Source organism: Shinella sp. WSJ-2 (assembly GCF_003432075.1).
GTDB lineage: Bacteria > Pseudomonadota > Alphaproteobacteria > Rhizobiales > Rhizobiaceae > Shinella.
This window is the reverse complement of the sequence record NZ_QWBU01000005.1, coordinates 137,608-161,731: the sequence shown is the minus strand read 5'-3', so window position 1 is coordinate 161,731 and position 24,124 is coordinate 137,608. Positions and strand designations below refer to the sequence as shown.

Annotated in this window: 21 protein-coding genes; 7 read left to right on the top strand and 14 right to left on the bottom strand. The window is 62.9% G+C overall.

Annotation, left to right across the window (positions count from 1 at the left end; all coding sequences use genetic code 11):
• Positions 1–110: 110 nt before the first annotated feature.
• On the top strand, positions 111–1,568 hold the full coding sequence (locus tag D0Y60_RS13955; protein WP_117370563.1) for a glutamate synthase subunit beta: 1,458 nt from the start codon (positions 111–113) through the stop codon (positions 1,566–1,568).
• Positions 1,569–1,636: 68 nt separating this feature from the next.
• On the opposite strand, the gene D0Y60_RS13950 is transcribed toward D0Y60_RS13955, so the two are convergent.
• Together D0Y60_RS13950 and D0Y60_RS13945 are read right to left on the bottom strand one after the other, a co-directional pair.
• Positions 1,637–2,602, bottom strand: a complete 966-nt coding sequence (locus D0Y60_RS13950) for a calcium-binding protein (protein WP_117370562.1) — start codon at positions 2,600–2,602, stop codon at positions 1,637–1,639.
• Between the two features lie 46 nt (positions 2,603–2,648).
• Positions 2,649–2,912: a PepSY domain-containing protein gene (locus D0Y60_RS13945; RefSeq protein WP_117370561.1), complete on the bottom strand. Its 264-nt coding sequence runs from the start codon at positions 2,910–2,912 to the stop codon at positions 2,649–2,651.
• Between the two features lie 111 nt (positions 2,913–3,023).
• On the opposite strand from D0Y60_RS13945, the gene D0Y60_RS13940 reads away from it, so the two are divergent.
• Genes D0Y60_RS13940 through D0Y60_RS13930 form a run of 3 tightly spaced genes read left to right on the top strand, consistent with a single transcriptional unit; the run spans position 3,024 to position 5,373 of the window.
• Positions 3,024–3,368 carry a PepSY domain-containing protein gene (locus D0Y60_RS13940; RefSeq protein ID WP_158565487.1) on the top strand — a complete coding sequence of 115 codons (345 nt, stop codon included), beginning with the start codon at positions 3,024–3,026 and terminating at the stop codon, positions 3,366–3,368.
• Positions 3,368–4,033 carry a response regulator transcription factor gene (locus tag D0Y60_RS13935; protein WP_117370559.1) on the top strand — a complete coding sequence of 222 codons (666 nt, stop codon included), beginning with the start codon at positions 3,368–3,370 and terminating at the stop codon, positions 4,031–4,033. The genes D0Y60_RS13940 and D0Y60_RS13935 overlap by 1 nt, the downstream gene beginning before the upstream one ends.
• Positions 4,030–5,373 carry a HAMP domain-containing sensor histidine kinase gene (locus D0Y60_RS13930; RefSeq protein ID WP_117370558.1) on the top strand — a complete coding sequence of 448 codons (1,344 nt, stop codon included), beginning with the start codon at positions 4,030–4,032 and terminating at the stop codon, positions 5,371–5,373. Before D0Y60_RS13935 ends, D0Y60_RS13930 begins: the two co-directional genes overlap by 4 nt.
• A gap of 1 nt (position 5,374) precedes the next feature.
• On the opposite strand, the gene D0Y60_RS13925 is transcribed toward D0Y60_RS13930, so the two are convergent.
• Together D0Y60_RS13925 and D0Y60_RS13920 are read right to left on the bottom strand one after the other, a co-directional pair.
• Positions 5,375–6,508, bottom strand: a complete 1,134-nt coding sequence (locus tag D0Y60_RS13925) for a DUF459 domain-containing protein (protein WP_245409180.1) — start codon at positions 6,506–6,508, stop codon at positions 5,375–5,377.
• 143 nt (positions 6,509–6,651) lie between these two features.
• A complete protein-coding gene (locus D0Y60_RS13920; RefSeq protein WP_117370556.1) occupies positions 6,652–7,872 on the bottom strand; it encodes a lytic murein transglycosylase in 1,221 nt (406 codons plus the stop codon).
• Positions 7,873–8,071: 199 nt separating this feature from the next.
• Between D0Y60_RS13920 and galU the strand changes: the two genes are divergently transcribed.
• Positions 8,072–8,959: a UTP--glucose-1-phosphate uridylyltransferase GalU gene (gene galU / locus D0Y60_RS13915; RefSeq protein WP_117370555.1), complete on the top strand. Its 888-nt coding sequence runs from the start codon at positions 8,072–8,074 to the stop codon at positions 8,957–8,959.
• Here galU and D0Y60_RS13910 read toward each other — a convergent pair whose 3' ends face one another.
• Positions 8,960–10,441 carry an outer membrane beta-barrel protein gene (locus tag D0Y60_RS13910; protein WP_158565485.1) on the bottom strand — a complete coding sequence of 494 codons (1,482 nt, stop codon included), beginning with the start codon at positions 10,439–10,441 and terminating at the stop codon, positions 8,960–8,962.
• Between the two features lie 166 nt (positions 10,442–10,607).
• Between D0Y60_RS13910 and D0Y60_RS13905 the strand changes: the two genes are divergently transcribed.
• A complete protein-coding gene (locus D0Y60_RS13905; RefSeq protein ID WP_117370553.1) occupies positions 10,608–11,603 on the top strand; it encodes a KpsF/GutQ family sugar-phosphate isomerase in 996 nt (331 codons plus the stop codon).
• A 3-nt stretch (positions 11,604–11,606) separates the two neighbouring features.
• Here the strand turns inward: D0Y60_RS13905 and D0Y60_RS13900 are convergent, their stop codons facing one another.
• From D0Y60_RS13900 to D0Y60_RS13860, 9 genes are all read right to left on the bottom strand, one after another.
• Positions 11,607–12,062 carry an NfeD family protein gene (locus tag D0Y60_RS13900; protein ID WP_117370552.1) on the bottom strand — a complete coding sequence of 152 codons (456 nt, stop codon included), beginning with the start codon at positions 12,060–12,062 and terminating at the stop codon, positions 11,607–11,609.
• 2 nt (positions 12,063–12,064) lie between these two features.
• The gene (locus D0Y60_RS13895) at positions 12,065–13,093 is read right to left on the bottom strand and encodes an SPFH domain-containing protein (RefSeq protein ID WP_117370743.1); all 1,029 of its coding nucleotides are present in this window, start codon (positions 13,091–13,093) and stop codon (positions 12,065–12,067) included.
• A gap of 106 nt (positions 13,094–13,199) precedes the next feature.
• On the bottom strand, positions 13,200–14,231 hold the full coding sequence (hemH, locus tag D0Y60_RS13890) for a ferrochelatase (protein ID WP_117370551.1): 1,032 nt from the start codon (positions 14,229–14,231) through the stop codon (positions 13,200–13,202).
• Positions 14,232–14,367: 136 nt separating this feature from the next.
• Positions 14,368–16,299 (bottom strand): 5'-nucleotidase C-terminal domain-containing protein, encoded by a 1,932-nt coding sequence (locus D0Y60_RS13885; protein ID WP_117370550.1) that lies wholly within the window; start codon positions 16,297–16,299, stop codon positions 14,368–14,370.
• A gap of 212 nt (positions 16,300–16,511) precedes the next feature.
• Entirely contained in the window at positions 16,512–16,883 is a 372-nt protein-coding gene (gene omp10, locus D0Y60_RS13880; RefSeq protein WP_117370549.1) for an outer membrane lipoprotein Omp10, read from the bottom strand.
• 170 nt (positions 16,884–17,053) lie between these two features.
• Positions 17,054–18,505, bottom strand: coding sequence for a homospermidine synthase (locus D0Y60_RS13875; protein ID WP_117370548.1), 1,452 nt, complete (start codon positions 18,503–18,505; stop codon positions 17,054–17,056).
• A 130-nt stretch (positions 18,506–18,635) separates the two neighbouring features.
• Positions 18,636–19,286 (bottom strand): aminotransferase class IV family protein, encoded by a 651-nt coding sequence (locus tag D0Y60_RS13870; RefSeq protein ID WP_117370547.1) that lies wholly within the window; start codon positions 19,284–19,286, stop codon positions 18,636–18,638.
• Entirely contained in the window at positions 19,271–20,428 is a 1,158-nt protein-coding gene (locus D0Y60_RS13865) for an aminodeoxychorismate synthase component I (RefSeq protein ID WP_117370546.1), read from the bottom strand. Before D0Y60_RS13865 ends, D0Y60_RS13870 begins: the two co-directional genes overlap by 16 nt.
• A 17-nt stretch (positions 20,429–20,445) precedes the next feature.
• Positions 20,446–22,299 carry a M3 family oligoendopeptidase gene (locus tag D0Y60_RS13860; protein WP_117370545.1) on the bottom strand — a complete coding sequence of 618 codons (1,854 nt, stop codon included), beginning with the start codon at positions 22,297–22,299 and terminating at the stop codon, positions 20,446–20,448.
• Between the two features lie 163 nt (positions 22,300–22,462).
• Between D0Y60_RS13860 and D0Y60_RS13855 the strand changes: the two genes are divergently transcribed.
• A complete protein-coding gene (locus D0Y60_RS13855; RefSeq protein WP_117370742.1) occupies positions 22,463–24,001 on the top strand; it encodes a sigma-54 dependent transcriptional regulator in 1,539 nt (512 codons plus the stop codon).
• Positions 24,002–24,124 lie beyond the last annotated feature (123 nt).

Here is a 24,124-nt window from a genome sequence, read left to right as displayed (position 1 = left end):
CGGCTGCGCGGGAAGCGGCATCCGGATCGAATTCATCTTAGCCGGCGCGACAGGGGAGCTGCGCACCGGTCCGGGGCCGCAAGGCGCCGTCTTGAGCAAGGATTATTGACGTGGGCAAGGTTACTGGTTTCATGGAAATCGACCGGCAGGTGGCGAAGTATCAGCCGGCCTCCGACCGCATCCGCCATTTCCGCGAATTCACTATCCCGATGTCGGACCCCGAGGTCCAGAAGCAGGCCGCGCGCTGCATGGACTGCGGCATTCCCTATTGCCACGGCCCAACCGGGTGTCCCGTGCATAACCAGATCCCGGACTGGAACGACCTCGTCTATAACGGCAACTGGGAAGAGGCGATCCGCAACCTGCATTCGACCAACAACTTCCCGGAATTCACCGGCCGCGTCTGCCCCGCACCCTGCGAGGAGGCCTGCACGCTGAACCTCGAGGATGCGCCGGTCTCCATCAAGACTGTCGAGCAGGCGATCGCCGACAAGGCCTATGAGATGGGCTATATCGTGCCGCAGCCGGCAACAGTGAAGACCGGCAAGAAGGTCGCGGTCATCGGCTCCGGCCCCGCCGGCATGGCGGCTGCCCAGCAGCTTGCCCGCGCCGGCCACGAGGTCCATCTCTACGAACGCGAATCCAAGGCCGGAGGCCTGCTGCGCTACGGCATTCCGGACTTCAAGATGGAGAAGAACTTCATCGACCGCCGCGTCGACCAGATGCGTGGCGAAGGCGTCACGTTCCACTACGGCGTCAATGTCGGCGTCGACAAGCCGATGGACGAGATGCTCGCCGAGCATGATGCCGTGCTCTATTGCGGCGGCTCGGAGACCCCGCGCGATGCCGGCATTCCCGGCGTCGACCTCGTGGGTGTGCACGACGCCATGCCCTATCTGGTGCAGCAGAACCGCCGCGTCGGCCGTGAGAACATCGACAGCGTCGGCTGGCCGTCCGATCCGATCGTGGCCGGTGGCAAGCACATCGTTGTCGTCGGCGGTGGCGATACGGCGTCCGACTGCGTCGGTACGGCGTTCCGACAGGGTGCGGTGAAGGTCACGCAGCTCGACATTCGCCCGCAGCCGCCGGAAAAGGAAGACAAGCTCGCCGTCTGGCCGTTCTGGGCCACCAAGATGCGCACCTCCTCCTCGCAGGCAGAAGGGGCCGTGCGCGAATTCCAGGTCGGCACGCTCGAATTCGTCGGCGACGAGGATGGCGTGCTCACCGGCGTGAAGTGCTGCCAGGTGGACGATCGCCGCAAGCCGATCGCCGGCACGGAGTTCATCATCAAGGCCGACCTCGCCTTCATCGCCATCGGCTTCCGCGGTCCCTTTACCGACAGCGTGCTGAAGGATCTCGGCGAAAAGCTTGCGATCAATACCGACAAGCGTGGTTCGTCCAACGTCATCGCCAACGACCGCGACTACAAGACCTCGGTCGAAAAGCTCTGGACGGCCGGCGACGTGCGCCGCGGCCAGTCGCTTGTCGTCTGGGCGATCCGCGAAGGCCGTCAGGCCGCCCGCGCCATCGACGAAGCCCTGATGGGCGCAACCACGCTGCCGCGCTAAGCTCCTGAAAACATGGAAAGGGCGCGCCGGGAAACCGGCGCGCCCTTTTGTTTTGCTCGAAAATATCCTTAGACGAAGAGGAAGTCCGAGGCCGAGAGTTCGGAAAACTTGGTATCTTCGAGACGCAGTTCGTGCTTGCCGAAGTCGAGCACGAGATCTTCGCCGCCATCGGCCGTGCGGGCGAATTTCGAGAGGCCGGCAAAGCTCGATACGCCGAGCGACTTGGCGATCTCGATGGTGTCGTAGCCGGCCTTGAAGTCGTCGATCTCGGTCTTGCCCGTTGTGAAGACGAAGGTGTCGCGACCGGCGCCGCCTTCGAGTTCGTTGACGCCGGAGCCGCCATTGAGACGGTCGTTGCCGGCGCCACCTTCCAGCTCGTCATTGCCGGCACCGCCCGAGAGGTAGTCGTTGCCCGCGCCGCCATCGAGCTCGTCATGGCCGTTGCCGCCATAGAGCTTGTCGTTGCCGCTGTCGCCGTTCAGGCGGTCATTGCCGTTGAGACCCTTGATGGTATCGTTGCCAGCGCCGCCGGAGATCGTATTGGCCTTAGCGTTGCCGGTCAGCGTGTCATTGCCCGACAGCGGGTCCTTCGGTTCTACCGTATCGACATTCTGGAAGGTGAAGTGGCTGGCCTTCAGGCTGGACAGCTTGGTGTCCTCAAGCGTCAGCGTGTTGCCCTTGCCGAAGTCGAAGCGCACGTCCTCGCCCCCATCGACGACCTTGGCGGTCTTCATCAGGTCGGCGAAGGACTTGATGCCGAGCTTGGTGTCGATGACGATCTTGTCGTCACGGGTGGAGAAGTCGTCGATCTCGTCGCGGCCGCTGGAGAAGACGAAGGTGTCGCGGCCGGCGCCACCGGTCAGCTCGTCATTGCCAGTGCCGCCATGCAGCCAGTCATTGCCGGCGCCGCCGTTCAAATCGTCGTCGCCGCCGAAGCCGAAGAGCTTGTCGTTGCCGGCATAGCCGTAGATGTCGTCAGCCGTGGACTTGCCCTTGAGCGTGTTCGCGGCGGAGGTGCCTGTGATCTTGGCCATGAGATTTATCCTTTTCGAATGATGGTCTGGAGAGGGGAGGGAGGGATCAGTGCTTGCGCTCGAGGCGCAGGATTTCGCCGGTGACGCCGTCGATCTTGGCTTCGCTGACGATGTTCTTGGGGTCGATCACGGTCGCCTCGAAATGGCCGTCGTCCATTTCAATCTCCCGGATCGCATAGCCCTTGGCCGAGAGGTCGGCGACGACCTGCTCCAGCGTCTTGCGGGCAGGCGTCGTCTCGGCGAAAGCGGGTGTGGCCACGGCGAGGCCGAGGAGGCCTGCGGCGAGAAGGCCGATCGTTCTGGTGCGCATTGGCGTGTCCTTTCCTGTGCTGTCGGAAAGGGGTTTCGCATGCGGCGCCTGTTGCTTGCCTGACAGTGTCTGTCAGCGAATTGTCAGCTTCATGCGCGTATGAACGAGCCCATGATCAAGAAGCTCCTTTCCCCCCTCCCGACGGCTCTCGTCTTCCTGCTTGCCTTCTCGCTGGCACCTTCCATCGGTGCGCCCGCAAAGGAGGGCGATGACGATGATGATGCGCTGGAGCATGAACAGGCCCGCCAGGCGCTTGAACAGGGGCTGGTGCGGCCGCTGGAGGAGATCATCGCGGAGGCGCGCAAGCACGTTCAGGGCGATCTGATCGAAGTGGAGCTTGAGCGCGAGGACGGGCGCTATATATACGAACTGGAGTTCATTCAGCCGTCCGGCCAGATCGTCGAGCTGCAGCTTGATGCCAAGTCGATGGCGATCATTGAGGACGATGCCGACTAATGCGCCTGCTTCTCGTCGAGGACGACGCCCGCATTGCGGCTGACATTTCCGCCGTACTGACGGGTGCCGGCTATACCGTCGAAATTGCTGCCGATGGCGAGAATGCCTGGTTCCTCGGGGATACCGAGGATTACGATCTCATCGTGCTGGATCTTGGTTTGCCGGGCATGGACGGTATGTCGGTGCTGAAGCGCTGGCGCGGCAATGGCCGCCATATGCCCGTGCTCGTGCTGACGGCGCGCGGCAGCTGGGCCGAGCGTGTCGAGGGCATCGATGCCGGGGCGGACGATTATCTGCCGAAACCCTTCCAGTTCGAGGAACTGCTTGCGCGCGCCCGTGCGCTGATCCGCCGTTCCGTCGGCCATGGCGCAGCGACCATCGCCGTCGGGCCGCTGTCGATCGATACGCGCGCCATGCGCGTCAGCGTCAACGGTGTGCCGCAGGCGCTGACGCCGCTCGAATACCGTCTCGTCAGCTATCTCGGCCATCATCGCGATCGTATCGTGCCGCCGACGGAGTTGCAGGAACATCTCTACGGCGACGATTTTTCGCGGGATGCCAACGCGCTGGAGGCGCTCGTCGCAAGGCTGCGCAAGAAACTCGGTGCGGTGGCGATCGGCACGCGCCGCGGCTTCGGCTACTATATGGGCGAAAACGCGCCATGACGCGGCGCTCGCTGCGCCTGCGGCTTGCCCTTGCCGGTGCAGCCTCCATCGTCGCCGCCCTCGTGGCGGCTTTCTTCGTTCTTTCCACCTTGTTCGAGCGGCATGTCGAGCGGCGCATCGCCTCTGAACTGGTGCTGCATCTCAACCAGATCATCGCCGGCATTGCCGAGCAGCCGGGCCCGGCCCTCGATCTCGTCAAGCCACCGGTCGATCCGCGCTTTGATCGGCCGCTTTCGGGCCTCTACTGGCAGATCGAGAGCGACGGGAAACGGCTGCGCTCGCGTTCGCTCTGGGACGATGTGCTGACGATGCCGGATATTGCCGCCGGCGTCGTGCATATGGAAACCGTGATGGGGCCGGGCGGCGTGCAGCTGCTTCTGGTTGAGCGTGAGGTGGTGACCCCGGCGCAGGCCGGCGCCAAAACGATGCGGGTCGCGGTCGCCATAGACCGGAGTGATATTTCCCGCGCGACCGATGAATTCGAGGGTGATCTGCTACCCTATCTCCAGGTGCTTGCAGTGTTGCTTCTGGCGGCGAGCTTCGTGCAGATATTCGTCGGCCTGCGACCGTTGGCGACGCTGACCGAGCGCCTTTCGGCCATCCGCGCGGGCAAAGCGGAGCGGCTCGGCAGTGATTTTCCCGACGAGGTCCTGCCGCTGACCGGCGAGGTGGATGCGCTGCTTCAATCGCGGGAAAACCAATTGCGCAAGGCTCGCGAGCGTGCGGCCGACCTGGCGCATGGCTTCAAGACCCCGCTGCAAATCCTCTCTGGCGATGTGCTGCGTTTGCGCGAACGGGGAGAGGAGGCGGTGGCGCGCGATATCGAGGCGATCATTCTGCGCATGCGCCGCCATGTCGATCATGAAATGGCGCGCGCCCGGCAGGCAGAGCGAAGCCATGCGGCGCGCAGTGACCTCGGTCGCGTCGCCGCGCAGGTCGTTGGTGTCGTCTCGCGCACGCCGGCGGGGCGTGATCTCGACTGGCAGCAGGAGATCGAGCCCGGGCTCGTGCTGCGCATGGATGCGGAGGACCTTGCCGAGGTTCTCGGCAGCCTTGCCGAAAATGCTGCCCGCTACGCCCGCACCACGATCAGTATTTCCGGCCGAGCGGACGAGGAGACAGCGATTATCGAGGTCAGCGACGACGGTCCCGGCATACCGGAAAGCGAAATCGGCTTCGTGCTGAAACGGGGTGGGCGGCTCGATACGACAAGCGAAGGCGCGGGGCTCGGGCTTGCCATCGCTGAGAGCTTTGTCGAGGAGGCGAACGGCGTGCTCGTGCTCGAAAACCGCAATCCCGGCCTTTGCGCCCGGATCACGCTGCCACGGATCGTTGCCTGAATCAGGGTGTCGCGGTTTTCTTCAGCTGGAAATCATCCACGCGGCCAAGCGGTGCATCGGCGATCTCGCCCTTTTCGACCAGCTTTTCGCGCAAGCTCTTGCCGTTGCCTTTGACGACGGTGCCGCCGAGCAGTGCCGTGCCGCTGTCGAGCGCCGGATCAGCGATGCCAATGGGCTGGGTCTTGGTGATCTCCGTGTCCTCGGTCCCAGGTGTCGCGACGATCAGATCCTTGAGGTCGCCCTGCTGGCTGACGCCGCTTGCGGCATCGCCGAGTATGCGGCGGATTTCCTTTTCCGCATAGAAGGCGAGCTTGCGCTTGCCGGCCTTGGTGAAGTTGATGCCATCGGAGCCACGCAGACGCACCTGCTGGCCGTTGATGTCAGAGCCCGACGTAACGAACTTGCCGTTCTCGTCGACGAAGCCGTCCCAGATGTCGATGAACTCGCCACCCGCCTTTTCCACGCCGGCGCGGTAGAGGTTATTCAGCGTTGTCATGTCGGCAGTCTGGGCGGAAGACTGGAATGCCGGCATGCCTATCCACAGCAGCGGCTTGCCGTCCTTGCGCACGAGGCTTGCGATACGGTCCACGCGCGCTTCATATTCCTTCGTCCAGGCCTCGGAGCGGAACTTCTCTTTCTGGCCGGCGACGGACATTGACTGGCGATCGTTTGCGCCCATGCTCACGACGACGAGGGCCGGCTTCGTTTCGGAAAGGAGCGCCGGCAGCGCGGTAGACCAGTCGTAATAGTCCTCGCGCACGATACCAGAAGAGCCGTTCGTGCGGCGTTCGACCACGATGCCGGGTGTCGCTTCGAAGGCGGTGATCAGGCCTTCACCCACACTGCCGGCGATAAAATCCCCAACGACCAGCACAACCTTGGCGTCCGGCAGTTTTTCGATGGCCGCTGGCTCCGGCGTCGTTGCCACGGCCGCCGGCTGCTTCTTCTTGCGGTTGACGGTGCGTGGCTTCCTGATCTCTGGCTCGGGCTCGATAACCTGGCGCTTGGGTGTGCCGAAAAGCAGCTGGAGGATCGATTTGCGCTGAACGCGCTCCTGGGCGCTGGCCGGCACGACCGGCGTCACCACGCTTGCCACTAGGGCAAAGGCGAGGCCGAGGCGTACAATCCGGGTCATCGTCATGCTCATCGCGAAGCTCTTTCATCTGCACCGCGATCCTGCCGGAGCGCGGTGGCGGCATGATGGCAAAAGCCGGCGGCAAGAGGAAGCACCTCACAGCAAAAGGGGCGCCGAAGCGCCCCGATTTCGGTTTGCCGGGATTATCGGCGCAGAACCTTCAGCAGCTTCTGACTCGGCTCGCCATCGGCATCCATGCCCATACGGCTCTGGAAGGCCTGGATAGCGGCCTTGGAACCCGAACCGAAATTGCCGTCGACTTCGCCTTCATAATAGCCGAGTTCCTTGAGGCGTGTCTGCAGCTCGAATTTCTCCGTCATGTCGAGCGTGCCGTCCGGCCGTGGCCAGCGTTGCTTGACACCGCCATAGCCGGCGATCTGGTCGGCCAGCATGCCCACACCCATAGCGTAGGAGTCCGAGGCGTTGTAGCGCTTGATGACGAAGAAGTTCTTGGTCATCAGGAAGCCCGGGCCGCCGTTTGCCGGCAGTTTCAACTCAGCGCGATCGGCGCCATTCTTGAAGCCGCTACCATTCGGACGCAGAAAACCGAGCTTGGCCCATTGGGCAAGCGTCTTGGTCTGGCCGGAATATTTGCTGCCGCCGTCAGGCACGACGATTTCGTAACCCCAGGTCTTACCCGCCTGCCAGCCGTTCTTGGCCAGCAGGTTGGCGGCCGTTGCCAGCGCGTCCGGAACAGAGTTCCAGATGTCGCGATGGCCGTTTCCGTCAGCGTCGATAGCGTAGAGCAAGTAGCTCGTCGGGATGAACTGAGTATGGCCCATGGCGCCGGCCCAGGAGCCCGTCATGTCACCCGCATCGATATCGCCGCGCTGGATGATCTTCAGTGCCGCAATCAGCTGCGTGCGGGCATATTTCGAGCGCTTCTTGTCTGCATAGGCAAGCGTCGCTAGCGCCCGCGGCACATAGTGCAGCCGGTCGTCCTTCTTCAGGACGGCGCCGTAGTTCGATTCCATCGACCAGATGGCGAGCAGGATATTGCGGTCGACGCCGAAGTGGCGCTCCAGCGCGGCAAGTGTCCGGCCATGCTTGGCGGCCATTTCCTGGCCGATGCGCACCGTATAGGGATTGACGCGCGAATCGAGATAATCCCAGATCGTGTGCTTGAATTCCGGCTGGTAGGCGGCCTTTTCAAGGACTTCCGGATCGGGGGTCTTCACACCGGAAAAGGCGCGCTGGTAGGTCGATTTGCTGATGCCGGCGTCGGATGCCGTCTGGTAGAAGTCGGCGATCCATTTCTGGAAGCGGGCGTCGGCGCGGGCGGCCGTCGCCTGGGCGAAAAGCCCGGCCGAGAGGAGCAGGGTAAGCGCAGATAGGCGCAGAACGGTCTTCAGATTCTGTGTCATCGGCTGTCGTGTCCGTTTCTCAAATTTCGGTACGATGGCGCGGAACCACCGGCTGAGCGCAAAACTTATAAAAACGAAGTCAACAAATTCTTTACCATCAAACTTTTGTCTCGTCTCTCTTCGCAAAAAAATAGTAATTCGATTCTATTCGGCACAAACAGACCCGGTCATGAGGGCCATGGGCGCAACGAGGTGATGAATGTCGCAGACACGTAAGGTTCGCAAAGCAGTGTTTCCAGTGGCCGGTCTCGGCACGCGCTTCCTTCCGGCCACCAAGGCCGTGCCGAAGGAAATGCTGACCGTCGTGGACAAGCCGGTCATCCAGTACGTCGTCGACGAGGCGCTGGACGCGGGCATCGAACACCTCATCTTCGTCACCGGCCGCTCCAAGGCCGTTATCGAAGACTATTTCGACATCCAGGTCGAACTCGAGCAGACGCTGCGCCAGCGCAACAAGACCGCCGAGCTGAAGCTGCTGGAAAGCATCCTGCCGGTTGCCGGCTCGACGAGCTTCACCCGCCAGCAGGAGCCGCTCGGGCTTGGCCACGCCGTCTGGTGTGCCCGCGAGCTCGTTGGCAACGAGCCATTCGCATTGCTCCTGCCTGATATGATCATGAAGGGCGAAAAAGGCTGCCTCAAGGGCATGGTCGAGCTTTTCGAGCATAGCAATGCCAATGTCATCGCCGTCGAGGAGTGTGCGCCTGACCAGGCGCACAAATACGGCATCGTCGGCGTCGGCGATAAGGTGGGTGATGGTTTCGCCATTACTAAGATGGTCGAGAAGCCGGCTCCGGGCACGGCGCCCTCCAATTTCTTCATCAACGGCCGCTATATCCTCCAGCCGGAAATCTTCCCGATCCTCGCCAATCAGGAGCGCGGTGCGGGCAACGAGATCCAGCTGACGGACGCCATGGTGAAGCTTGCGAACGACCAGCAGTTTGCCGCCTATCACTTCCGCGGCGAGACCTACGATTGTGGCGCCAAGGATGGTTTCATCCTCGCCAACATTGCATTCGCACTGGCACGCGCCGATATCCGCCCGTCGGTGGAAGGTCCGCTGAGAGAACTCGTCGCCGGCTTGAAGTAATCAGCGGCGAAGCGTCAGACCGATGCCGGCGCGCGTGACGCTGGTGTCGGACGCGCGCGCTTGGCGCGTCAACTCGTAGGAGACATCACCGGTCATCGCCAGCCAGCGGTTGATATTCCAGGTCAGGCCCGTTCCGACCAGATAGATGTTCTGATCGGGACCGAGCGCTTCCGGCAGGTTGCGCCACGTATAGGCGCCACTCAGGCGGGCCACGAGATTGTCGCGCAGTTCGTGCGTCAGTTCGGCATTGGCCGCGTAGCTGACATAACCGCTTTGGCCGCCAGTCGTGGACGGTTCGATCTGCGTTTGCAGGCCGAGCCTCAGGTCCGTGCCGCGCTGCGGCGACCAGAAGACGGAGCCATCGACCGTCAGCGCACGGATCGCCTCCAGGCGATTGTCGGCGAACGAGGCTTGCTCATAACCGACGCCGAGATCGCCGCGCAGTTTTTCCCCGAGGTCCACCTCCACCCCAGCGCGGCCGCCAAGCGTCGTGGCGGAGCGTTGGTAGCCGAGCGAATCGGCCTTGTCGTCGTAGAACGAGCGTCCGACGGATGCTTCGAGATAGGGAATGAGAGCAGGCGAAATTTCGTAGCCGATACGGCCCGTCACGGTCGCTTCCGTATAATTGCGATCGGAAAGATCCAGCTTGCTGCCGTCGCTGAGCGTCGCTGAACCGTAGGTGCGGCGTTGGATCTCGGTGCCGAGTGTGCCGCGAATCAGGCCGAAATCGCGCGTGACGCGCACACCGCCGGTCAGCGTCTGCAGGCCGGACTGGACGCTCGCACCATCGACTGCATTGGGATCGTTAGAGCTTTCGCGCTCGAACGCGTAGCCGCCGGTGATGTTGGCGATCGTGTCGTCACTGAGATCGAGGCGGAGATCGCCGTTGATGCGGACCTGCGGTTCGGTTTCCCCCGTGCCGCTGATGTTGCGCTGGTAAATACCCTCGGCATCAATGGTCAGCTGGTGACGGGACCAGTCCGAGGTTAGCGAGCCCCGGATGCCGGTCTGAGAGAAGGTGCGGCTCGTCGACGTGTTGCCGGAGCGGTTGCGCTCATAGCCGAGACCCTGCGTCAGAGACGGTTTCAGCACGAAGGTGCCGAACCTGATCCCGGTCGGTTCATAGGGATCGTCGGCCGCGCGCCTGCGCAGATCGTCGACCGATCCTTCCGCCAGGTTCAACCGTTCGGAGTCCGGAGCCGTGCGGCGTATCGCACCGGTCACGTCCTCGTCGGCAATTGCTGACTGCTGGGCGGCGGAAAGGACCGGCGTCGTCGTGCCGGGTGTCGTATCCGTCCCGGTCGCCGCCGCCTCTTGGCCGCTGGCGACGTCGGTCTGTGTTCGCAGACGTTGGCTAAAGGCCGTCGTGTCGCTGCCGGTCGCATCCTGGGCAAGGGCGGGCGTTGCGGCAAGCACCGTCCCGGCGAGCAGAAGCCCGGCCAGACGCCGCGACGGGCGGGACAGACGTGCCCCGCGATCCATTCTGTTTGCCTTTGCCATGATTGCGGCCTGCGATCTTCCCGAATTTCCTAAGCGAACGTAAACCGTCGTGGTTAACGGTTGGTTGATTTGGGGAGATTCACCTGCCGTAACGGCGTGCCTTCATTCGTGCATGGACAATGACAAACAAAGGGTCTAACGAGGCCGCATGATCAAAAGACAGGCAAAAGTTGACGGCGACGGCGCTATCGCGTCTGCAATTCGGACGGTGGAGACGGAAAAGGCCGGGCTCGTCGCCCTTGCGGCCGCGCTCCAGGGTGGGCTCTACGACGCGTTTTCTGAGGCTGTGCGCCTGATCGGCGACATCAGCGGGCGCGTCGTTGTCACCGGCATCGGCAAATCGGGTCATATCGGCGCGAAGATCGCGGCGACCTTCGCCTCGACGGGCACGCCCTCGTTCTTCGTGCACCCCGTCGAAGCCAATCATGGCGACCTCGGCATGATCGCACGCGACGATGTTATCCTGGCCTTGTCATGGAGCGGCGAAAGCGCCGAGCTTCAGGGCATCATCAACTATTCGCGCCGCTTCCAGATCCCCCTTATTGCCATCACCTCTGGCGAACGCTCGGCTCTGGCGCGCGAGGCCGATACGCTGCTGCTGCTGCCGAAGGAGCAGGAAGCCTGCCCGCACGGCCTGGCGCCGACGACCTCGACGCTGATGCAGCTGGCGCTCGGCGATGCGCTTGCCGTCGCGCTTCTTGAGGCGCGCGGCTTTACCGCGACCGATTTCAAGACCTTCCACCCCGGCGGCAAGCTGGGCGCGAGCCTCTCGCATGTCGGCGATATCATGCACAGCGGCGAGAACATGCCGCTCGTCGCGCTCGGCACGTCCATGCCTGATGCCATCATGACGTTGGCGCAGAAGCGCTACGGCTGTGTCGGCGTCATCAACGACGAGGGCATCCTCGTCGGCATCGTCACGGACGGCGATATCGCCCGCAATCTAACGCGCAACCTCGCCGAACTCGATGTCGATGCCGTCATGACGCGCAACCCGAAGACCGTGAAGCCGGCAACGCTGGCAACGGCGGCACTCGGCCTGCTCAACCAGCACAACATTTCGGCGCTGATCGTCACCGACGAGACCTTCCGTCCCGTCGGCGTCGTGCATTTCCACGACCTGCTCCGGATCGGCGTCGCCTGATCGTCAGACCAGTTCGACGGTAAGATCGCGGCCATTGCTGGCCGTGACGCGCACGCGGGCCCCGATCGGCAAGTCGGGCCCCTCGACGCTCCACATCGTATCATCGAGACGGATGCGGCCGCGCCCTTCGGCGATCGGCTGCTCCAGCGTCGCCGTACGGCCGATGAGGCTCTGGCCGCGCTGGTTCAGGTGCGGCTGGTCGGAGGCCAGGCGAGTGCTGACGATCCGGCGGCCGATGAACAGGGACGCCAGAGACAGCGCGGCGAAAACCAGCCACTGAACGTGCCATGTCCAGAAGCCGGCTTCCCAAAGCAGCAGCGAGAGCGCGCCGGTGACGACTGCCGCGATGCCGATCCAGACCAGGAAGACGCCTGGCATCAGCACTTCGAGGATGAGAAGGACGATCCCCAGAACCCACCAGGCCCAGGGGCCGAGTTCCGTGACGATGCGCTGGATCATGCTCACGTTCCCTGTGGCGGTGTGTCGAACGGATTGCGGAAGGCGGGCGTCGAGGCGGTCGTGACCGGTGTCGTCTGGCGGGCGCGCGGCGTGTTGACCGGCTGGGCGGCAGAGCCGTCGCCACCGAAGACTTCGCGCGCGATGGCGCCGATGCCGCCGAGCGAGCCGATCAGCGAGGAGGCCTCCATCGGCATCAGCACGATCTTGGCATTGTTCGCCTTGCCGATCGAGGCCATGGCCTCGGTGTATTTCTGCGCGACGAAGTAGTTGATGGCCTGCACATTGCCGGCGGCGATGGCTTCCGAAACCATCTTCGTCGCTTTGGCTTCCGCCTCGGCGAGACGTTCGCGCGCTTCGGCATCGCGGAAGGCGGCCTCACGCGTGCCTTCGGCCTCTAGGATGGCGGATTGCTTGGCACCCTCGGCACGGAGAATCTGTGCGTTGCGCGCGCCTTCGGCTTCCAGCACCTGTGCGCGCTTCTCGCGTTCGGCCTTCATCTGGCGGGCCATCGAATCGACGAGGTCCTTCGGCGGCGCGATGTCCTTGATCTCGACGCGGGTGATCTTCACGCCCCACGGATGGGCGGCTTCATCGACGACGCGCAGCAGCTGGTCGTTGATCTTGTCGCGGTTGGACAGGAGCTCGTCGAGATCCATCGAACCCATGACCGAGCGGATATTGGTCATGGTGAGATTTATGATGGCGTGTTGCAGATTGGCGACCTGATAGGCGGCCTGGGCGGCGTTGAGGATCTGGTAGAAGGCGACGGCATCGGAAGCGACGCTTGCATTGTCGCGGGTGATGACTTCCTGCTGGGGGATGTCAAGCACCTGCTCCATCACGTTCAGCTTCGCGCCGATGCGATTGACATAGGGCGTGATGAAGTTGAGGCCGGGCTCCAGCGTGCGCGTATAGCGGCCGAACCGTTCGACCGTATATTGATAGCCCTGCGGGACCGTCTTGATGCCGGCAAACAACGTCACGATGACGAAGAGCACGAGCGCGATGACAACGATATCCAGTCCGGCCAATTCCATATTCCTTCTCCCCAACAGGCAGCGATGCGGCGCGAGCCACTTTTAAGGAATACGGCTCGCGACGCCAGTCTATTTGGACGAGAGGAGGATTTATCCCGGATCAGATCCAGCCGGAAAGCTCGCGCCTCACGACTTTCTCCAGAACAGCCATGCCTTCAGCAGAATCGTTCAGACAGGGGATATGGGCGAATTTCTCGCCGCCATTGTGCAGGAAGCTTTCGCCCGCCTGCTCGGCGATCTCTTCCAGCGTTTCCAGGCAATCGGAAACGAAGCCGGGATTGAGTACCGCGATACGCTTGATGCCGTCTTGCGCGAGTTTTTCGACCGTCTTGTCCGTATAGGGCTGCAACCATTCTTCTGGCCCGAAGCGGGACTGGAAGGTGACCATCAGCTTTTCCTGCGACCAGCCGAGCCTTTCACGCAGCAGGCGCGCGGTCTTCTGGCACTGACAGTAATAGGGGTCGCCCTTATCGAAATAGCTCTGCGGGATGCCGTGGAACGAGGTCAGCACGCGCTCCGGCTCCCAGTCGAGGGTCGCCAGGTGCTTTTCGATCGAGACGGCGAGCGCGTCTATATAGGTCGGGTCGTCGTGATAGGGCGGCACAGTGCGCAGCGCGGGCTGCCAGCGCTGCTTAAGCAGGAATTCGAAGGCCTTGTCATTGACGGTAGCGGTCGTCGCTGCCGCATATTGCGGATAGAGCGGGAAGACGAGGATGCGCTCGCAGCCCTGCTTCTGGAGAACCTCCATGCGCGAGGCGATGGACGGCTGGCCGTAGCGCATGGCCCAGTCGACGACGACGTGGCTGTGTTCGGCAAGCGAGGCGGCCATCAGCTCGGCCTGGCTGCGGGTATAGGTGCGCAGGTAGCTCTCGTTCCTGTCCTTGTTCCAGATCGCCTCATAGGCCTTGCCCACCTTGCCGGGCCGGGTGTTGAGCACGATGCCGAACAGGATCGGATACCAGGCGATCTTCGGCCATTCGATGACGCGCTTGTCCGTCAGGAATTCCTTCAGGTAGCGGCGCATGGACGTGTAGTCGGTGCCATCAGGTGTGCCGAGATTGACGAGCAGGACGCCGACCTTGCCGTGCTTGACGGGCGGATGGCTGGCGGGCTTGGCGGCGATGTCCTGCATGTTTCGGTCCTGTGCGTGCGGTTGGCGTTCGATGTTCTTCTACGCGGCGGAGGGCCGTCCGGTTCGGAATGGTTCTAAAAAGAAATGCCGGTCCGGGAAAGCCCGGACCGGCAGAAATAGTGGAGACAAATTGTCCTTATTTCGCGGGGATAGACAGTTCTTTGCCGACATGCAGCGCGCGCGGACGCGGATTGCCGTTGGCTTCCGCGATCTTGCGCCACAGCGTGCCGTCGCCATAGGCGGCCTTGGCGAGATCCCACAGCGTATCGCCACGGGCTATGACATGCTTTCCGCCGGCCGTAGCGGCTGCCTCGGTCGTGGTCGCCGCCCCCTCGGTGGCCGACTTAGCGGTCGTGTCGGTCGAGGGTTTGGCTTCGGTCGTTGTTGCAGCGCCCTCCGTCGACTTCGCAGCCGTTTCCGTCGATGTGGCCGGCTTTGCCTCGGTGCCGGTCGCGGCTGTCGAGGCAGCGACTTCGGTGATGCGGCCGTCCGTATAGGGCTTATAGGGCTGGTGCGCGGCAAGATAGTCGGCGACGACCAGCTCCAGGTTGGGGCCGAAATCATAGGCGTTCTGGCCGGATTTCGCGAAGACCGAATAGCCGTCACCGCCCGAACGCATGTAGTTGTTCGAGACGACGCCGTAGGTCTTGGCCGGATCGAGCGGCACGAAGGCGTCGCCCTGTTTCGCTTCGACGGAGACGACGCGGCTGCCTGCCGGCTTCGACTTGTCGAAGGAATATTTGAGACCGGAGACCTGCGGGAAGCGGCCGGCACCCTCCTCGATCTGGCTGAGGCCGTTTTCCAGGGCGGCGACGAGGTCGGAGCCCTTGAGCTGGAAGGTCGCGACGGTGTTCTGGAAGGGCAGCACGGAGATCACCTCACCCATCGAGACCGGGCCGCCATCGATGGAGGCGCGCAGGCCGCCGCCATTGGTGATGGCGATGGTGATGCCCTGATCCTTGGTGCGGTCGAGGATCGCATCCGTCACGAGATTGCCCATGGCGCATTCGGCGGCGCGGCAGGTTTCGCGCGAGCCGTCGATCGGGGCGGCACTTTCGGCGACGATCTTGTTTTTCAGTTCCTCGATCGGGCCGGAGAGTTCCTTGATGCGGGCGAGCACGGCCTCATCCGGCTTGATCTTGGAATCGATCAGGATCGGCTCGCCGGAGGCTTCCTTCACCACGCCGGCATCGTCGAACACGACTTTGAGGTCACCGAGATATTTCGTATAGGCACCAGCCTGCACGACGGGCACCTTATAGCCGCCGGGATTGTCGACCAGCGTCGGATAGGGGCCTTCCGCCTTGTCCGAGGTATTGGAGAGGAACGTGTTGGTATGGCCGCCGACCACCACGTCGACGTCCGGGATCTTGGCGATCGCCGCGAGATCGCGCGGATAGCCGACATGGGTGAGCGCTATGATCTTGTTGACGCCCTGCTTCTTCAACTCACCGATGGCGGCGGTGATATCGGCGACATCGTCACCGATCAGCACGTTCGGACCAGGCGATGAGAGTTCCCCCGTGTCGTTGGCGACCGCGCCGACGATGCCGATCTTCTGGCCACCCTGTTCGAGCACGATGAAGGGCTTGATACGGTCCCCGAGCTTCGAGGCCGCACCGGCGGCGACATTGGCGGTGACGACGGGGAACTGCACCTTGTCGAGGAAGGCGGCAAGGCCATCCTCGCTGTCGTCGAATTCATGGTTGCCGACGGTCATGGCGTCGAACTTCATGAGATTGAGGAATTCCGCTTCGGCCGCACCCTTGTAGGTCGTGTAGAAGAGCGAGCCCTGGAAATTGTCGCCGGCATTGAGGAGCAGCACGTTCTTGCCCGACAGCGCCTGGCGCTGGGCGTCGATCGCCGCCTTCAGGCGCGCCACGCCGCCGAAGCATTCGCCCTTGCCTTCCTCCTCGGCCGAGCAGGTCGAATCGAACTTGTTGATCGCCTCGATGCGCGAATGCAGGTCGTTGATATGCAGGATGTTCAGCTCGTAATCGGCAAGCGCCGAGCCGCTGGAGAGCGCGATGATGGAGGCGGCGAGAAAGCCGGATCGGAACATCGTCATGGTCCTCATCTCCTGGTTTGTGCCGGCGCTGGAGAGCGCGGCAGGGGCCGTCCATTTCGCCTCGGAGCGGAAACGTGCAGCCGGCCTAGAGGATGTTTTCACCGCTCGACGGCAACTTCAAGAGAAAAGAGGGCGGAGCGAAATCGGGCGAGGCTTATCAGCCGAAACGAAAAAAGGGCCTCGCGGCCCTTTCGTTCGATCTCTGCCTGACGCTACGTGCGGCGGGCGAGCGAGAACTGCGCGCCTTCTGCGGTCGTGCAGTTCAACTGGCGCTGGCTGATGAGCGCACAATTGACCTTGGACTGGGTGTTGCGCACCAGCGAGGTCATGTTGATCTCGACCAGCGTGGGTGAAGACTTAACATAGGTGCCGGATGCCAGGAGCTGGTTGGTATCGGTCGTGCGCGTCGAGAAGGTGCCGGCCTGGAACGTGGAGACGATGCCGTTCGGATCGACCCAGGCGCCCTCGACGCCGGTCTGCTGCGGCTGCTGGATCGGCGGCAGCTCGCGCGGTGCGCGTTCGCTCTGGCAGGCGGAAAGGGCAACGGCGGCGGTCAGCAGGCTGAGGACTGTGATCGGCTTCATAGGGTTCTCCAGGGTCACGGCGGCAAACCGCCCGTCCAATTCGGCAAACCATGCCGTGAAGAGTCTGCGAAAGCAAGATACGCACGGTAGCGAACGGGCATTATCCCATTGAAAGCGAAGACGCCCGCGGTTCGGCCGCGGGCGTCTGCCATTCGGTTTTATAGGCTGGTTCAGCGAACGAGGATGTTCTTGAACTGCCACGGATCCTTCGTGTCGAGGTCCTCGGGGAAGAGGCCCGGACGGCCGTCGAGCGGGGTCCAGTCGGTGTAGTGGCCTTCGACCGGGCCGAGATAGGGCGTCTGCACTTCCAGGCAGCGCTTGTAATCGACCTCGTCGGCCTCGACGATGCCGGCCTTCGGGTTTTCCAGCGCCCAGACCATGCCGGCGAGAACGGCGGACGTTACCTGCAGGCCGGTGGCGTTCTGATAGGGGGCGATGCGGCGGGTTTCCTCCAGCGACAGGCGCGAACCGTACCAGTAGGCGTTCTTGTCATGGCCGTAGAGCAGCACGCCGAGTTCGTCGATGCCGTCGACCAGCTCGTTCTCGTCGAGCACGTGCAGGACCGGCTGCTGGTTGCCGCCATTGCCGAACATTTCGTGCAGCGAGATCACCGCGTCGTTAGCCGGGTGATAGGCATAGTGGCAGGTCGGACGGAAGGTGACGTGGCCATCCTTGTCGCGCACCGTGAAGAAGTCGGCAATCGAGATCGATTCGTTGTGCGTGACGAGGAAGCCGTATTGCGGGCCGGGGGTCGGGCACCAGGAGCGCACGCGCGTATTGGCGCCGGGCTGCTCGAGATAGATCGCGGCCTTGCAGCCCTTCTTGTGCTTCTTGGCGTTCTTCGGCATCCAATTCTCATGGGTGCCCCAGCCGAGTTCAGCCGGCTGCAGGCCTTCCGAAATGAAACCTTCTACCGACCAGGTGTTCCAGAAGGTGTTGAACGGCTTCGGGTTCTTGGTGCGCTGGGTGTCGCGCTCGGCGATGTGGATGCCCTTGACGCCGACTTTCTTCATCAGCTTCGCCCAGCCTTCGCGGTCGTCCTGCGCGGGCTCTTCGAACTTGATCCCGAGATCGTTGGCGAGATTTAGGAGAGCCTGCTTGACGAACCAGGAAACCATGCCGGGATTGGCGCCGCAGGTCGAAACCGCGGTGGTGCCGCCCGGATTCTTTTCCTTCTCCTTGCGCATGGTTTCGCGCAGCGCATAGTTCGTGCGGTCGGCGTTCTTCATGTCCTTGTCGAAATAGAAGCCGAGCCAGGGCTCGACGACGGTATCGATGTAGAGAACGTCGAGCTTGCGGCACAGCTTCATCAGGTCGACGGAGCCGGTATCGACCGACAGGTTGACGCAGAAGCCCTGGCCTTCGCCTTCCGTGAGGAGCGGCTTCAGCAGGTCCTTGTAGTTGTCCTTGGTGACATGGGCCTTGATGTGGCGCACGCCATGGCGGGCATAGATTTCGGCGTCGGCGGCGTCTTCGCGCGGCTCTATGACGATCAGCCGGTTCCGGTCGTACTTGAAGTGGCGCTCGATGAGCGGCAGGGTGCCGCGTCCGATCGAACCGAAGCCGATCATCACGATCGGGCCGGTGATTTCGCCATGTACCGGATAGGTGCTGTCTGCCATTTGGTTCTCCTGCGGACGGCCGCTTTGCGCTAAAATCGGGGCTTTGTCGCGCCCCATAGCATAATGGCAGCGCTAGAGCACAGATTTCTGTCACAATAAAGGGAAAGCGCGGTTTTCTGCCGTGATATTGTTAACCGGCGTTAATCCCAGGCATTTTGCCCTGGGAAAGCCCGGCTCTGATGAGCCCGCGTAGCGAATTTCCGACGAAGATTCGGCCCTTCGACAGGTCCTCCGGCTGCAGAACGGCCTCGACGGCTTTCCCGTTTTCCAGCAGTTCGGCACGCAACACGCCGGCCAGCAGACCGGCGGCGAGCGGCGGGGTTTTCAGGATGCCGGAGCCGTCGTCGAGGAAAAGCGAGGTGATCGTGCCCTCGCAGAGCTCGCCGCGTTCATTGAGCAGAATCACCTCGTCGGCCTCGCTTGCCGGGAACTCCGCCCGTGCCGCGGCATAGAGGGCGCGGCGCGAGGTCTTGTGGCGCAGCAGGAGGTCGGTGGAGGCGAGACGCGTTTCGGCGATCGCCAGTCGCCATGTGGTATCCGGCGCGAGCGGGGTGAAGGCTGCGGTCTGGACTTCGATCCGGCCGTCGGCGAAGAGTTCGAGGCGGATGCGCAGAGGTGTTTCGGAACCGGCAGGGGCTGCGGCCAAAGATTCCACGGCCTTTTCGGCCTTGGGCAATCCCAGCGCCGCCGCTGAATACGCCAGCCGCGCAAGGTGCCGTTCCAGACGCACCAAGCCGACCTCGGGCTCCCAGCGCAGGGTCTCGATCAGCGAGAGATCCATTGGTCCCCCACGGCGAAACGCGCCTTGAGCAGGCACTCCTCATATTCCGCCTCGGCGGTGGAATCGAAGACGATGCCGCCGCCGACATTGAAGACGGCCTTGCCATCTTCGAAGATCGAGATGGTGCGGATGGCGACGTTGAAGCGCATGGTGCCGTCGGGCGCGATCATGCCGATGGCGCCGCAATAGGCGTCGCGCGGGCCGTCCTCCAGGTCGTGCAGGATCTTCATGGCACTCATTTTCGGCGCGCCGGTGATGGAGCCGCAGGGGAAGAGCGCGGCGAAGATATCGCGGATGGAGATGTCGGGCAGAAGCTTCGCCCGGACATGGCTCACCATCTGGTGCACGGTGGGGTAGGTCTCGACGGCGAACAGTTTGGGCACATGCAGCGTGCCGACCTCCGAGATGCGCGAGATATCGTTGCGCAGGAGATCGACGATCATGCGGTTTTCTGCCTGCGACTTCGGATCGGCCTGCATGGCGGCGATGATGTCCGCGTCCTCGGCTGCATCGCCGCCGCGCGGGGCGGTGCCCTTCATCGGGTGGGTCTCGATCCAGCCGCCCCTGTCGACATCGAAGAAGAGTTCCGGCGAACGGGAGAGCAGCAGCGGCCCATCGAGCGAGACGAAGGCGCCGTAGCGCACCGGCTGGCGCTCGATCAGCGACCAGAAGGCGGCGAGCGGATCGCCGGTCCAGCGGGCGCGGATCGGCATGGTGAGGTTCGCCTGGTAGCAATCGCCCTCGCGCAGATGCCGGTGGAGGCGCTCGAAGCGGCTGCGATAGGTCTCGAAATCCCAATGCGCCTTCGGTTCGGTGAGAAACGGCTCGTTTTCGGTGCGCTGGCGCGGCTTTGCCAGCGGATGGTCGTCCGACGGCTTTTCAAAGATGCCGAAGCTCATCAGCGGCGTCGGGCGGTTTTCTTCGGCAAAGCCGGCCAGCTTCTCCTCGAAGAGATGGCCGGCCTCATAGCTCATGAAGCCGGCGATCCAGTGGCCTTCCTCATGCGCCTTCTGGAGCGCCGTGAAGGCGGCCTCGAAGCCGGCGCGATCGCGCACGGTGACCACGGCGAGCGGATCGGCGAAAACCACCGTCCGGTCCTCGCGGTCGTCCCTGAGGAGCACAAAGCGTTCGCGATCGGTCATGCTGCTGTCCGGCTCTTTTAAGAGGAGGCCTTATCAAGCGCTTCCAGCTCGTCGATAAGCCCTTCGATCATCGACAGTCCCTTGCTCCAGAACGACGGATCGCTGGCATCGAGGCCGAAGGGTTTCAGCAGTTCCGAGTGATGCTTCGTGCCGCCGGCCTTGAGCAGGTCGAAATACTTTGCCTGGAAGCCGGCTTCCGCCTGCTGGTAGACGGCATAGAGCGAGTTCACCAGGCAATCGCCGAAGGCATAGGCATAAACGTAGAAGGGCGAGTGGATGAAGTGGGGGATATAGGCCCAATAGGTCTCGTAGCCCTCGGAAATCCGGATTGCCGGACCGAGGCTTTCGCCTTGCACGGAAAGCCAGAGTTCGCCGATCTGCTCGGCGGTCAGCTCACCTTCCTTGCGGGCGGTGTGCACCTTACGCTCGAATTCGTAGAAGGCGATCTGGCGCACGACCGTGTTGATCATGTCCTCGACTTTCTGGGCGAGCATGGCCTTGCGCTCGCGCTTGTCCTTCGTCTTGTCGAGCAGGCTGCGGAAGGTCAGCATCTCACCGAAGACGGAGGCCGTTTCGGCGAGCGTCAGCGGCGTGGAGGCCATCAGCGCGCCCTGGCCGCCGGCCAGAACCTGATGCACGCCATGGCCGAGTTCGTGGGCGAGCGTCATTACGTCGCGCGGCTTACCCATGTAATTGACGAGAACATAGGGGTGCGCGGAAGGCACCGTCGGATGGGCGAAGGCGCCCGGCGCCTTGCCGGGACGGACCGGCGCGTCGATCCAGCCTTTGTCGAAGAATTTTTTGGCGATGTCGGCCATTTCGGGCGCGAAGGCACCGTAGGCGGAGAGCACGGTGTCGCGTGCTTCGGTCCAGGGGATCGTCGCATCGGGTGTCTCGGGAAGGGGCGCGTTGCGATCCCAGAACTCCATCTGCTCCATTCCGAGCCACTTTGCCTTCATCGCATAGTAGCGGTGCGACAGGCGTGGATACGCTTCGCGCACGGCTTCCGCGAGTGCGGCGACCACTTCCGGCTCGACGCGGTTCGCCAGATGCCGGCTGTCGGCAATGTCCTCGAAGCCGCGCCAGCGGTCGGAGATTTCCTTATCCTTGGCGAGTGTGTTGGTGATCAGTGAGAAGGTGCGGATATTGTCCTTGAAGGTCTTTGCCAGCGCCTGCGCGGCCTTGCGGCGGGCCTCCCGGTCGGGCGACTGCAACTGGTTGAGGGCGATTTCGAGCGGCAGCTCCTCGCCGTCGATCGTGTAGCGCAGCGAGGCCATGGTCTCGTCGAACAGGCGGTTCCAGGCGGCCGCCGCGGTCATCGACTTTTCAAGGAACAACTGTTCGGTCTTGTCGTCGAGCTGGTAGGGCTTGTCCTTGCGCAGGTCTTCGATCCAAGGGCGATAATGCGCGGCGAGCGCGTCTTTCACCAGCGCCGCTTCGATTCGCTCGTCCGCTATCCTGTTGAGTTCAAGCGAGAAAAACAGGAGATGCGCGCCAAGATTGGTCAGCTTCGCCTGCACGTCGCCGTAGAATTTGCCGTTGGCCGGCTCGGTCGTGTTGGTGAAATAGGTGAGGCCGGCAAACGAGATGAGACGGCCCATCACGTCTTCCAGCGCCTCGAATTCCTTGACCGCCGCGCCAATACCCTCGTCGCCGTTTTTTTCCGTGGCGGCGTCGAGCTTGCCCTTCCACTTGGCTTCGAAGGCGAGCGTTTCCGCCTCGGCCTTCTTCATGTCGCCGATGAATTCCGGGGAGGTTTGCGAAGCATAGAGATCGCCGAGGTTCCAGCCGGGAAGATCGCCCAACTCGGCGCTTGCGGCGGCGTCCGCCGGGGCGAAGGCGATGCGGGGGGCGGGGAAATTACGCGTCATCTCTATCTCTCTTCCTGGTGGGCCGATCAGCCCCTTGCTTGCGTCGGCATTGGTTAAAATGCAAGCCTTTCTCAAAACGGCATGTTCAACCCTTCCTGTCATGGTCCGCTGGTGTTCAGTTCCCTTCGGCGTGCATGACGCACGCCTGGGCAAGGAGGTTCCAGTGACGGCCCATATTCTTGTCATCGACGATGATCCTGTCCAGCGCAGGCTGCTGAAGAACATGATCGAGCGTTCCGGCCATGTCGCCCATATGGCGGAAAACGGTCGCGCGGGTCTCGACATGCTCGATCGCAAGGGCGGCCTGATCAATGTGATCCTGCTCGACCTGATGATGCCGGAAATGAACGGCACCGCCTTTCTTGACGCGCTCGCCGAACGCGAGAACACGATCCCGGTGATCGTGCAGACCGGACAGGGCGGCATCGAGACCGTCGTCATGGCCATGCGCGCCGGCGCCTTCGATTTCGTGGTGAAGCCGGTTTCACCCGAACGCCTGGGAGTCGCGCTCGGCAACGCCCTGAAGGTCGACCAGCGGGAAGGCCGCGGCCGCGGCGGACGTCGCAACCGCAACGAAACCGTGCAGTTCGACGATATCGTTTCAGCCAGTTCCGAAATGCTGCGCGTCATCGAGCTCGGCCGCCGCGCCGCCCAGTCGAACATTCCGGTCGTGCTGGAAGGCGAATCGGGCGTCGGCAAGGAAATGGTGGCCCGCGCCATCCAGGCAGGCAGCGACCGCGCCCACAAGCCCTTCGTTACCGTCAATTGCGGTGCCATTCCGCACAATCTCGTGGAAAGCATCCTCTTCGGCCACGAGAAGGGTGCCTTCACCGGTGCCACTGAGCGACACACCGGCAAATTCATGGAGGCCGATGGCGGCACGCTGTTCCTCGACGAGATCGGCGACCTGCCGCTCGACGTGCAGGTGAAGCTTCTACGTGCCGTGCAGCAGGGCGAGATCGAGACGATCGGCGCGCGCTTCCCGCAGAAGGTCAATGTGCGTCTGATCTCGGCGACGAACCGCGACCTCATCAACGAGGTGCGCGAAGGCCGCTTCCGCGAGGACCTGTATTACCGCCTCAACGTCTTCCCCATCACCATTCCGGCGCTGCGCCGCCGCAAGGAGGACATTCCGGTTCTGGTGCGCGCTTTCGTTCAGCGTTTTGCCGGCGAGCAGAAGCTCGCCCGGCCGCTTTCCGTCTCCGCCGGCGCCATGGCACTTCTGACGGCCTATGACTGGCCGGGCAACATCCGCCAGCTGGAAAACGCCATCTTCCGCGCCGTCGTGCTATCGGAAGGGGCGGAGCTCAACGCTGCCGACTTCCCGCAGATAGCCGCGCAGGTGCCAGGCTACGGCCTTGCCGAGGACGGTGCGGTGACCTGGGAGGCGGCGTCCGCCCATGCGCCGGAGCTTTCTGGCGATGCACGCCTGCCGAGCGTCTATCCGGATTTCCGGCCGAGCGAATCGGTCTCGTCGGATGTCCACGGCACGCCCGACAACGCCATTCCGAGCGTCGACAAGGGCGGCCATGTGCGCAAGCTGGCCGATGTCGAGGAGGAACTCATCCGTTTCGCCTTGAAATTCTATCATGGCCAGATGAGTCAAGTTGCCCGCAAATTGGGCATCGGCCGCTCGACTCTCTATCGCAAACTCAAGGATTACGGCATCGATCCGGACAATCCGCTGAAGGAAGCTGCGTAAAAACCGTTGGAATCCCGGCCGTTTGAGATTTCGCGATTGCCGTTTATTCCCTGTTAGTGGATTGTTCACTATAACGGGTGCGCGATGACGAGTGTGGCGAATTTGCCATGCTCTCACCGCAAT